Source organism: Maribacter sp., assembly GCA_020629415.1.
GTDB classification, from domain to species: domain Bacteria; phylum Bacteroidota; class Bacteroidia; order Flavobacteriales; family Flavobacteriaceae; genus Maribacter; species Maribacter huludaoensis.
The window spans coordinates 100725-113420 of sequence record JAHDDL010000004.1; the positions used below are offsets into that span (position 1 = coordinate 100725).

Annotated in this window: 8 protein-coding genes; 5 read left to right on the forward strand and 3 right to left on the reverse strand. The window is 34.8% G+C overall.

The window, feature by feature from the left end; genetic code table 11:
• Window positions 1-3: 3 nt before the first annotated feature.
• From QZ657_RS03110 to QZ657_RS03120, 3 genes are read left to right on the forward strand one after another with little or no spacing between them, the layout of a single operon-like run.
• On the forward strand, window positions 4-2439 hold the full coding sequence (locus tag QZ657_RS03110; protein ID WP_291961071.1) for a YfhO family protein: 2436 nt from the start codon (window positions 4-6) through the stop codon (window positions 2437-2439).
• A complete protein-coding gene (locus tag QZ657_RS03115) occupies window positions 2439-3710 on the forward strand; it encodes a glycosyltransferase family 4 protein (protein ID WP_291964910.1) in 1272 nt (423 codons plus the stop codon). Before QZ657_RS03110 ends, QZ657_RS03115 begins: the two co-directional genes overlap by 1 nt.
• Window positions 3710-5164, forward strand: coding sequence for an oligosaccharide flippase family protein (locus tag QZ657_RS03120; RefSeq protein WP_291964912.1), 1455 nt, complete (start codon window positions 3710-3712; stop codon window positions 5162-5164). The genes QZ657_RS03115 and QZ657_RS03120 overlap by 1 nt, the downstream gene beginning before the upstream one ends.
• Here QZ657_RS03120 and QZ657_RS03125 read toward each other — a convergent pair whose 3' ends face one another.
• Window positions 5165-6202, reverse strand: coding sequence for an AI-2E family transporter (locus QZ657_RS03125; protein WP_291964915.1), 1038 nt, complete (start codon window positions 6200-6202; stop codon window positions 5165-5167).
• 139 nt (window positions 6203-6341) lie between these two features.
• Here QZ657_RS03125 and QZ657_RS03130 point away from each other — a divergent pair, with 139 nt between their 5' ends.
• The gene (locus QZ657_RS03130) at window positions 6342-7214 is read left to right on the forward strand and encodes an RluA family pseudouridine synthase (protein WP_291964917.1); all 873 of its coding nucleotides are present in this window, start codon (window positions 6342-6344) and stop codon (window positions 7212-7214) included.
• A 68-nt stretch (window positions 7215-7282) separates the two neighbouring features.
• Here the strand turns inward: QZ657_RS03130 and QZ657_RS03135 are convergent, their stop codons facing one another.
• Both QZ657_RS03135 and uvrA read right to left on the reverse strand, forming a co-directional pair.
• Window positions 7283-8488, reverse strand: coding sequence for a hypothetical protein (locus QZ657_RS03135; RefSeq protein ID WP_291964918.1), 1206 nt, complete (start codon window positions 8486-8488; stop codon window positions 7283-7285).
• Between the two features lie 160 nt (window positions 8489-8648).
• The gene (gene uvrA / locus QZ657_RS03140; protein WP_291964920.1) at window positions 8649-11429 is read right to left on the reverse strand and encodes an excinuclease ABC subunit UvrA; all 2781 of its coding nucleotides are present in this window, start codon (window positions 11427-11429) and stop codon (window positions 8649-8651) included.
• Window positions 11430-11672: 243 nt separating this feature from the next.
• On the opposite strand from uvrA, the gene QZ657_RS03145 reads away from it, so the two are divergent.
• The gene (locus QZ657_RS03145; RefSeq protein ID WP_276472998.1) at window positions 11673-12254 is read left to right on the forward strand and encodes an RNA polymerase sigma factor; all 582 of its coding nucleotides are present in this window, start codon (window positions 11673-11675) and stop codon (window positions 12252-12254) included.
• Window positions 12255-12696 lie beyond the last annotated feature (442 nt).

A 12696-nucleotide genomic window follows, 5' to 3' on the forward strand; every position in this document is an offset into this window, starting at 1 on the left:
CAAATGAAGCAAGGCTTAAAATTCTTTTTCATCAATTTTTTTGTTGTCGTATTTTTCATCATTGCCGCCTTGGCTTATTTTAGTCCGGTCCTGCAGGGTAAAGTAATGTACCAGCATGATATTGCACAGTATACGGGTATGGCAAAGGAGCAGAATGATTTTAGAAAGGCTAAAGATCAAGAACCGTATTGGACAAATAGTGCTTTTGGTGGTATGCCAACCTACCAACTTGGAGCAAACTATCCACATAACTATATAAAAAAATTAGATCGGTTAATTAGGTTTCTTCCTAGACCGGCAGATTACCTGTTTCTCTATTTTATTGGTTTTTATATACTTCTTTGTTGTTTAAAAGTAGACTATAGGTTGGCAATAGTCGGTGCTTTGGCGTTTGGTTTTTCTACTTATCTTATTATTATTTTGGGTGCCGGGCATAATGCAAAAGCACATGCTATGGCCTATTTACCGGTATTGTTGGGCGGTATTGTTCTGGTATTTAGAAAGAAATACCTGTGGGGTTTTGTTTTAACCGCCTTGGCCATGGCTTTGGAAATTACAGCTAACCACTACCAGATGACCTATTACTTTATGTTATTGGTACTCATATTAGGAGTGGTCTATTTGGTGTATGCCATAAAAGATGGGAAGTTGAAACATTATTTCTTGTCCGTTGGTATTTTATTGTTAGCGGTCACCCTTGGTATTGCTGCCAATGCTACCGGGTTGATGGCAACAAAAGAATATGCTGATTGGAGCACACGTGGCAAAAGTGAGTTAACGATCAACCCAGATGGTTCGCCCAAAGAAGATACCGGGGGGTTGAGCAAGGCATATATTACCAATTGGAGTTATGGTATTACCGAATCTTTAAACTTATTTGTTCCCCGTCTTTTTGGTGGTGCAAGTCAGGAGAATTTGGGTGAAGACTCCAAGTCTTATAATTATTTGATAGATAAAGGTCTAGCTAGGTCTAGTGCTTTGGATTTTGTTAGTGGTCTTCCTTTGTATTGGGGGGAGCAACCGGGGACTTCTGGTCCGGCATATTTGGGCGCAGTCATATTTTTCTTATTTATTTTTGGATTATTTTTAGTGAAGGGCAAACATAAATGGTGGTTGCTTTTTGGGTCTATTATGTCCTTGGTACTGTCTTGGGGTAAAAACTTCAGTGCTTTGACAGATTTTATGATCGATTACTTTCCGCTTTATGATAAGTTTAGGGCTGTTTCATCCATACAAATTGTATTGGAACTTTGTGTTCCGGTTTTGGCCATTTTAGCACTCAAAAAATTATTTAAAGGCAAAGTTCCACAGGCCGATAAGATAAAAGCTCTGACTATAGCTTCAGCGATTGTTCTAGGTTTAGGTGTGGTGCTGTTCATATTTAAAGGTGCTTTTCATTTTGTAGGTGCCAATGACGATAGTCTTAGAATGACCGGTCTGGAAGAATTACCGGAAATGCTTCGTTTAGACCGTAAAAGTGTTTATACGAGCGATTTATTACGTTCCTTGGCTTTTGCGCTGGGTACCGCATTATTAATTTGGTTGTACCTCAAAGAGAAATTGAAAATGAATTTTTTGATAATTGCAATTGGAGTTTTAGTTGTAATTGATTTGGTAGGGGTGGACCTAAGATATGTGAACAATGATAATTTTGTTTCTAAACGTAAAATGTTAGAGCCTTTTCAAGAGACTAGCGCAAATAAGATTATTGCTAAGGATAACGGGGTTTTTAGGGTTTTTGATCAAACAGACGGATTTGATTCCGCCAAAACAGCATACTTCCATCAAAGTATAACGGGCTATCATGCGGCTAAACCTGCAGGTATGCAAGATTTGTTTAATTTTCATGTTTATAACGGTAATTTGTCCGTTTTAAATATGATGAATATTAAATATGTTATCAGGCAAGATCAAGAGGGTAATTCATTTCCTATTGAAAACCCTAATGCAAACGGCAATGCTTGGTTTGTTTCTCAATTAGAACCTGTTGCCAATGCAGATGCTGAAATCATGGCTTTAGATAGTTTAGATACCAAAAATGTAGCGGTTTTTAATTCCTCAAAGTTTTCTGATATTTATCCATTGACTTATCAAGTAGACTCTACTGCTTTAATCTTATTAAGCGATTATGAGCCCAATCATTTAACCTATACAACTAAAAATAGTAATGAAGGAGTTGCTGTGTTTTCTGAGATGTATTATAAGAATGGATGGAATGCCTATATCGATGGACAGGAAAGTGATCATTTTAAAGTGAATTATGTTCTTAGGGCATTAAAAATTCCGTCAGGAGAGCATAAAATTGAATTTAAATTTGAGCCGGAAGTAGTTGAAACAGGAAGTAAGATCACCTTGGCAAGTACAATTTTGTTAGGCCTGGTTATTATTGGTGGATTTGGCTTTTCGTTCTGGAACTCTAAAAAGGAAGAAGAAGCATAATGAGAAAGGTGCTGGTCATTACCTACTATTGGCCACCCGCCGGCGGTCCTGGAGTTCAGCGTTGGTTAAAGTTTGTAAAATATTTGAAGGATTTTAATGTGGAACCTGTTCTGTATATTCCTGAAAATCCTCATTATCCACTTTTAGACACATCTTTTTCTCAAGATATTCCCAATGGTCTAAAAATTTACAAACATCCAATAAAGGAGCCTTATCGTATAGCTTCTATATTTTCTAACAAGAAAACAAAACGTATAAGTTCCGGTATTATTCAGTCTAAAAATCAGTCTTTTGTAGAGAAAGCGTTGTTATGGATCCGTGGCAATCTGTTTATACCGGATGCACGAAAATTTTGGGTAAAACCATCGGTCCATTTTTTAAAAGATGTTTTGGACAAAGAGGGCATAGAAACTATAATCACTACCGGCCCTCCGCATAGTGTTCATTTAATCGGTTATTATTTAAAGCAAGCTAGACCATTGAAATGGATAGCGGATTTTCGTGACCCATGGACTACTATTGGCTATCATAAAAAATTAAAACTAACTTCATCTGCAGAAAAAAAACACAAACAATTGGAGTCCGATGTTTTGTGCAGTGCCGATAAAATAATAGTTACCAGCACTAAAACGAAGCAAGAGTTTCAGGATATTACCAATAAGCCAATTAAGGTGATTACCAATGGATTTGATGGTGAAGTGGCGGCAGATGGCAATTTAGATGCCAAATTTACCATTGCTCATATTGGTTCCTTGTTAAGTGGTAGAAACCCTTTGAATTTATGGCGGGTATTATCAAATTTGGTAGAAGAGAATGAGGATATTAAAAATGCGCTACAACTACGTTTTATAGGTGTGGTAAGTGAAGAATTATTATCGACACTAACGGAATTTGGACTACAGGATTATATTGAAATAGTTGGTTATGTTTCTCATAAAGATGCATTGGTATGTCAAAGGGCGTCCCAAATTTTGTTATTGGTAGAAATAGATTCTCATGATACCGTTGGTATTATACCTGGTAAGTTGTTTGAATATATGGCGGCCAGGAGGCCTATATTAGGTGTAGGTCCTAAAAATTGGGAAGTTGCTTCCATTATTAAGGAGACGCATACCGGTCAAATATTTGATTATACGGATGATATTGAATTGAAAAACGTACTTTTAAGTTGGTTTCAACAATTTAAAAAAGGAACATTACAGGTAACCTCTGGTAATATTGAGCAATATAGCAGAAGGGAGCTCACCCGTAAATTGGTCGAATATATTTAATGGGCATCGTACTTAAACAATCATTGAACAACACTATTGTAACCTATTTTGGTTTTGCTATAGGGGCTGCTAATACCTTGTTTTTGTATACCAATTTTATGCAGCCTAGTAATTATGGCCTTATACAGGTAATATTATCCGTATCTGCAGTGCTTATGCCTATTCTGGCCTTTGGTGTGCCTAATAGCTTGGTTAAATTTTATTCAAGCTTCAGTAATGAGCAAAGTCAAAATTCATTTTTGACGTTGATGTTGTTACTGCCTTTAATTTTAATAATTCCCGTTGCCTTCATAAGTTACGTAGCCAACGATGCTATTGGAAACTTACTCTCTAAACAAAACGACGTGGTCAGGGATTATGTATGGCATATCTTTTTAACGGGTATGGCAATGGCATATTTTGAGGTTTTTTACGCATGGGCCAGAATTAAGATGAAATCTATGTTCGGCAATTTTATGAAAGAGATTTTTTGTAGAATAGGTCAGACCATACTTTTACTTCTTTTATACTTCAAGGTTATTGATATTGAGTTTTTTATCAATGCTTTGGTAGGCTTTTACCTTTTACGTGCTATAATCATGAAATTGTATGCATATACAATACGTAAACCTATATTGAACTTTGAGCTTCCAAAAAATTGGAAGACCATTGTTAAATATAGCGCCCTAATTATATTGGGAGGTTCTACAGCTATTGTGCTTATGGAGGTCGATAAGGTAATGCTGAACAATTTTCTAAAGCTTGAAAATGTGGCATTTTATTCCGTAGCAGGTTTTATCGCATCTACTATAGCAGTGCCGTCTAGGGCAATGCATCAAATAACATATCCGTTAACGGCTACTTATTTAAACAACAACGACAAGCGTGCATTGGCACAGTTGTACCAGAAAAGTTCTTTAACGTTGTTTATAGTTTCCGGTATACTTTTTCTGTTAATTCTATTGAACTTAAGCGAACTTTATGAATTGCTGCCCGAGAAATATTCTGGCGGATTTATGATTGTGTTTTGGGTAGGTTTGGTTAAAGTATATGATGCATTGTTAGGAAATAATAACAGTATTTTATTTAATTCTGATTATTATCGTTCTATTTTGTTTTTTGGAGTTTTATTGGCCGTGCTTGCTATATTATTTAATCTTTGGATGATACCTACTTATGGAATCAACGGTGCGGCTATTGCTAGTTTTAGTGCCTTTTTTATATATAATACGTTAAAGTTGGGGTATGTAAATTCTAAATTTAAGATATTGCCTTTTACCTATGAAACATTAAAAGTACTAGCATTGTTAATAGTTGTTGCCGTAATTTTTTCTGCTTTTAATTTTTCTTTTCATCCGTTACTGAATATTATACTTAAAAGCATTTTAATGATGATATTCTACGTAGGTGTTCTGTACCGCTTTAAAATATCCGAAGATGTTTACGGCTTTTTAAGTAAATACTTGAGCCGTTAATTACATCTGTTGGGCACGTGGCCTATTCGGTTTTTGTATGCCATATTGCTGTTTATAAATTTTAACGATGATTAAAAAGAGATTGATAATCAACGGACCAAAAATTAATCCTACAAAACCAAATAGGGGAATACCTATTAGAACACCAATTAAGGTTATTAAAGGGTGTGTGCTATCCAATTTTTTAAGAACAAAAAGTCTAATAAGATTATCGGTCATTGCTACTACGGTTACGCCATATATTAAAACGCCCCAGGCTTGAAAATCTTCGCCACTGGCAAGACTTAGTACAAAAACCGGAAAAATACCAATGAAGGTACCAATGAAAGGTATCATTGAACCAATAGTGACTATTACAAACCAAAATAACGGATTCTCTACACCAAAAATATAAAATCCAATTAATGCTATAATTCCTTGTGCTAAAGCAACTAAAGGTATGGCAATGGCATTAGAACGAACTACGTTGTCAATTTCCTTGCCTAAGATTACTAGATTTTTATTGCTTAATGGAATATACTCCAATAAGGATTCTTTTAGCTTTTTTGGACTCTTCAACATATAATAAAGTAAAAACAATAAAATTCCCAAAGAAATAAATATGTTAAAAGTGCTACTGGCAAAACCTTGCATATTATCCGTTAACCAGCCAGATGCCTGTTGGGGGTCAATGGTCGATGAAATATCGTAACCTATATATTTTTCAATTTTTGATACTTGGTCCTTAAAGGCTTTGGTTACTTGTTCAGATTTATCGGCGAAATCTCCTAGCTGTGTACTTAACATAAAACCGGCACCTGAAATAGGTATAAAAATACCAATGAACGCTACTAGTATTAGTAACATAGAAGCCCATGATCTTTTAACCCCTTTGTTAATCAATTTTAGCATCCATTTTCTCAGTACCACATATAGCGTAAGTGCACCTAAAACTCCAGAGATATAGGGTAACATGTATTTTACGATCAATCCGCCTAAAAAAATAATTAGTGCAAGAATAATTAACTGTCTAAGAATTTTGTGATTGATTTTTTTCATGGGTTTGTTAGGTAGCTTTTTAGTTAATTGAAAATTAAGATGATATGCCCGTTGTTGTTAACTCACTTCGGTTTTTTAGTAGTCCAAAAATGAATTGTTTAGGTTTATGCTAAAACCTAACTAACTTTGCATAGTTATTATGCAATTAAAAGAAATACATATAGTCCCTATAATTATAGCTCCTTTGAGATTGCAAGAATATGGGGTAGGTATATTTTATAGAATTAAAAGTAAATCTGCCTTAAAGAAAGCGATTAAGAAAAAATTGCTCTTTGTCAATGGTAATGTTGCTACAACTGGGACCATGATTTTTGGTGGGGAAGAAATCATATATCAAATACCTGAAAATACAACGAATACTAGACTAGTTCTTAAGCTTAATGTAGTATTTGAGGATGAATATTTGGCCGTCATCAATAAACCTGCCGGAATTCTGGTAAGTGGTAACGGATTTAAAACGGTTGCCAATGCACTACCACAGAATCTAAAAAAAAGCTCTGTCGACGATGCTGTTGTGCCGCAACCTGTACATCGCTTAGATTATGCTACTACAGGTTTACTGTTGGTTGGGAAAACAAATAGCGCAATTACTAAATTGAACAAATTATTTGAGTATAAGAATGTTACAAAAGAATATTATGCAGTAACTGTAGGAAAAATGGAGAGTAGCGGAATTATAGATAATGACATAGATGATAAGCACGCAACTTCTTCTTTTGAGGTTGTTGAGACGATTGTTTCAGAACGTTTTTCGTCTTTAAATTTAGTCAGGTTAAGCCCTTATACGGGAAGACGTCATCAATTACGTAAACATTTACTATCCATTGGAAATCCAATATTAGGTGACCCCAAGTATTTTTTACAAGGGTTGCAACTAAAAGGTAAGGGGTTGTATTTACATGCACGGTCTCTTCGGTTTCAGCACCCGGTAACTAAGGAAGAAATGTTTATTGAATCTAATTTACCAAAGAGGTTTGTAAAATTATTTCCCACATGTAATTTGCCAATTTAATAAGAAAAAGCGCCGCAGTGAACAAAATCACTACGGCGCTTTACAACTAACCAACCTAAAAACTATTTTTAATATCTTCTACTGCTTCTAGTTGCTGAACTTGATCTAGAGCTTGAGCTTCTAGCAGGAGCTTTGTTTACAGATCTTGAACTAGAACTTCTACTTACCGTACTTCTAGAAGGACTACTGGTCGCTTTTCTGGTTACGGTACTACGTTGTGTTCTGGTATTTGTTGCAGTTCTAGTGTTTGCACTTCTGCTTACCGGTTTTTTGTACGTAGTCGTAGTTCTTTTTACAGTTGTACTTCTTGGTGTGCGGCTTACTTCTCTTTTGGTAACTGTTCTATTTGGTGAAGTACGCACCGCAGTGTTATTACTTCTTTTTACCTTACCGTTGTTAGTACTTCTTGTAACTGTTCTATTTTGTGTTGTTCTACCACTATTTGTATTACTACGTCTAACAGTAGTTGATCTATTTACCGTTGAACTTCTATTAGTTCTTGATGTATTGTTAAATGCCAACGTTCTGTTTGTTCTTAGACCTTTATCTCTTTTGGCAACAGTTCTATTGTTTCTATAGTTATTGTTTCTAACCGCAACCCGCTTATCATTTCTATACACGGTAGCTCTATTATTTCTAACTTTATTGTATCTGTACTGTTTGCCAACATTTACATAGGCCCTTCTAAAATTGTTTCTGTAAGGTCTGTAGTAAGAATATCTTACAGGAGTATAATATCTTCTGTACGGACTATTGTATACGAAACTAAATCCTACTGCCGGTCTTACGAACCATCTGTGAAATGGACGGTAAACATAACTTCTGTTGTAAATATTAATAAAACCTGTGTGGTAATCGTAAAATCCACGGTTATTATAATATACGTTCATGCCACCAACGCTACGTACTCTATTGTTCGCGTAGTTTATGTTTACTTCGCCAATGGCGCTTACACGACCATAGTAGTCATAAAAGATAGGTACATTTTCTACCTGGATTACGGCACCGTAGTCATCATATTGTGCAAACGGACTATAATCATAACCTGAATTAAATGTTATTCCATTTTTACTTCCCGTAACTTGGTTTTCAATATAAAAATCAAATTCACCATCTGGGTAAACAGAAAATGTTATTCCGTTTTCTATAAAAATAAATGAATTGTCGTATCTATAAGTATTGCTGTTTGCAACCTTATCTTCATTAATACCTGTAGCGAAAACACCTGTGGTGCTAAAAATAACCGCTGAAATTAGTAGTACTAAGTTCTTCATAATATAAGGTTTAAATCTGCCCCTTAGGCAGTTGTTCTAAATGTAAATATTTACATTCCCCTAGTATATAACAAACAGCGTGCCAAAAAAATGCAATTCTTTTTAACTAGTTTAAAATCAATATTTTATGTTTTGTTTGGTTGTGTTTTTTTAAAGAGTTTTAATCTAATTTGTCTTTTAGGTAGCTCGCCGTATACGATTTTTTACTTTTTACGACTTCTTCTGGAGTGCCTTCTGCCAATAACTGTCCTCCATTTTCTCCACCACCGGGTCCAAGGTCAATAATATAATCTGCACATTTAATTAAATCTATATTGTGTTCAATAACAACAATAGAATGTCCTTTCTTGATAAGTGCGTTGAAGGACTTCAGTAACTTCTGTATATCGTGAAAGTGTAATCCGGTTGTGGGTTCGTCAAATATAAAAAGTGCTTTATCCTTAGTACTACCCTTAATTAAGAAAGAAGCCAATTTAATACGTTGTGCCTCTCCGCCGGATAGGGTAGAAGAAGATTGACCTAAAGTTACATATCCCAAGCCTACATCTTGCAAAGGTTTTAATTTGTTGACAATTCTAGTCTGTTCTCCAGTTTCAAAAAACTGAATGGCATTATCAATGGTCATATTAAGAACATCGTCTATATTGGCATTGTTAAAAGTAACTTCTAGTACTTCTTTCTTAAATCTTTTACCGCCACAAGTTTCGCATTCTAAGTGAACATCTGCCATAAACTGCATTTCTACAGTAATTTCGCCTTCTCCTTTACACTTCTCACAACGACCGCCATCAACATTGAATGAAAAATGTTTTGCTTGGTAGTTTCTTATTTTACTGAGTTTTTGATTGGCATATAAATGTCTGATATCGTCATATGCCTTTATATAGGTAACCGGGTTTGATCGTGATGATCTACCTATAGGGTTTTGATCTACAAACTCTACATGCTTAATATGTTTAAATTTACCTTCTACGGATGTGTGCTGACCAGCCTTTTCGCCATACCCTCCTGTTTCTTTTAATATTATAGGATATAGCAGTTTTTTTACCAAGGTACTTTTACCACTACCGGATACTCCTGTAACTACAGTTAACATATCTAATGGAAAAGTGACATTGATATTTTTAAGGTTATGCTCTCGCACACCTTTAATAGTTATATGATTTTTAGATGTTCTACGTTCTTTGGGAATTTTAATTTCCATCTTACCATTTAGATATTGCGCGGTAAGTGATTTTGATTTTAATATTTCTTTTAGCGTACCTTGTGCTACCACCTCACCACCATGTGTACCCGCTTCAGGACCTATATCGATCACCATATCTGCCGCTTTCATAATATCTTCATCATGTTCAACAACAATTACCGTGTTGCCCAAGTTTCGTAATGATATTAATACATCAATAAGATTTTCGGTATCCTTGGGGTGTAGGCCAATACTAGGTTCATCCAATATATACATTGATCCCACCAAACTACTACCTAAAGATGTTGCAAGATTTATTCGTTGACTTTCCCCACCGGATAATGTGTTCGATTTTCTATTTGTCGTCAAGTAGTTTAAGCCCACCTTATCCAAAAATCCTAGTCGTGTGTTTATCTCTATTAATAATCTTGATGCTATAGTGGCATCGCTTTCATTCAATTCTAGTTCTTTAAAAAAGATTATTAGTTTCTCTATGGATAGCCCTACCAACGAAGAAATAGATGCTCCGCCAACTTTTACATAATCGGTTTCTTGACGTAAACGTTTGCCGTTACAAATATTACATTTGGTCTTGCCTCTATATCTGGAAAGCATTACCCGGTTTTGAATTTTGTAACTTTTTTCTTCTAACATTCCAAAGAACTTATGAAGCCCAATAAAATGCGCATTACCATCCCAAACCAATTGTTTTTGTTCTTCCGTAAGTTCAAACCAAGGTTTATGTATAGGAAAGTCAAATTTGTAAGCTGAGTTGACCAATTGGTCCCGGTAAAAACTCATGCTTTCACCTTTCCATGGAAAAATAGCATTTTCGTAAACAGATAGCGCCGTATTTGGAACAACTAAATCTTCATCAATACCAATGACATCTCCGTAACCCTCACATTTTGAACATGCCCCGTACGGATTGTTAAAACTGAACAAATGAACGTTAGGTTCTAAAAAGGTCATACCGTCCAGTTCAAATTTATTACTGAACGCTGTTTGTTTTCCGTTATCTAACTCCTCGATCAAACATTCTCCCTTACCTTCAAAGTAAGCGGTATCTATAGCATTTGCCAAACGATTATAAAAATCTTCATCATCTTTGGTAATTATTCTATCAATGACCAAATCAAATTTTTTACCGATATCTTCAGGAGCTTGATCTATACGAAGAACTTTATCATTGTATTTAATACGTGCATAACCTTGTTTAGAAAATAATTCCAAAGATTTTAATGCATCTCTATCCTCTCTTATTTCAATAGGGGCCAAAAGCAAAAGTTTTGTTCCCTGTTGGTACGTTTTAACATGGTCAACAACATCGGTAACGGTATGTTTTTTTACTTCTTTGCCAGAAATAGGAGAGAAGGTCTTGCCAATACGTGCATATAAAAGCTTTATATAATCATAAATCTCTGTTGTTGTACCAACTGTTGATCTTGGGTTGGTAGAGTTTACCTTTTGCTCAATGGCAATTGCCGGTGCTATACCTTTTATATAGTCTACTTTAGGTTTGTCAAGTTTACCTAAAAATTGTCTGGCATAGGAAGATAGACTTTCTACGTAACGCCTTTGGCCTTCTGCATATAGGGTGTCAAAAGCTAAACTTGATTTACCTGAACCTGATAGTCCTGTAATGACAACAAGTTTATTTCTAGGTATTACAACATCTATATCTTTAAGGTTGTGCAGTTTTGCTCCCTTTATAATAATGTTTTCCTTCGGATTTACTTCAGCGAGTGTAGGCATACTAATATCTAAGTTTACAAAGATACGCTTTGCCTTTTTTCTGAACTAAAAAATGCAGTTTATCTAATAATTGCATAAGAAATTTTCACATTTTTATAAGAGTATTTATTTTTTTATATCTTTGAGCTCTCACAAAAACACAATTTGCCTATAACGCAACATTACTTTTAAAGTTAGAATTTAACCATTAGACCCTTATTCATTATGAATTTGGGGCTGCTTTTTAACCCTACAAGTAACGTTATGGTAGTACAAGTTGAAGATTCCCAATTAGTAAAACAATATATTCAAGGAGACGAAAAAGCTATAGAAGCGCTTATTAATCGTCATAATTCTCGTCTTACAGGTTTCATTTATTCCAAAGTAGGAGACCGTGAACTTACCGAAGACATTTTTCAAGATACATTCATGAAAGTTATACGTACCCTTAAAAGAGGTGCTTATAATGAAGAAGGTAAATTTTTACCTTGGGTAATGCGTATAGCGCATAACCTTATTATTGATCATTTTAGAAAACATAATAGAATGCCAATGTATAATAGTAAAGAAAGTTATAACATATTTTCTTTATTAGGTGATGACAAGTTGAACGCAGAAAAGCAATTGATAAAAGAACAGATAGATTCTGATCTGCTTCGTATGATCAAAGAATTACCTGAGGATCAGCAAGAGGTTTTAGAAATGCGTATATATAAGGACATGAGTTTCAAAGAAATTTCTGATAATACGGGTGTGAGTATTAATACTGCATTGGGTAGAATGCGCTACGCTTTAATTAACCTTAGAAAGTTGGTAGAGGCCAATAATATAGTTTTAACGAATTAATAGGTCTTAGGTCGAGAGGATCTACTATCTTCATCCATGTGTCGTTCTTTAGATGAACCTAAACAACATGTAGCATGGAAAAAATATACACAAAAGACCAGAATAAGACGAAATTAGTAAAAGCAAAGCCAGAAACAATTCAGTTTTTACTTTCTTATTCTAAGTCTTTAAATATTACAGAGGTAGATGGATTGCAGTTTGAGAGTAACTTAAACTAGAATAATCTTACATTTATATATAGACCCTTAGGCATTGCCTGAGGGTTTTTTTATGCTTAAAATTTGTTTAGTGTTGTAATTTATTGCTTTTAAGCCTCATTTTAATTGTAGGAGAATAAGGTTTTTAAGGGGTCCTTACATATAGGTATACTATTGTAGTGCTAATAATCAAGGGCTTTTTGGCTATTTTATTCTTTCCTACATTTCCTGGCCGAACTATCTGA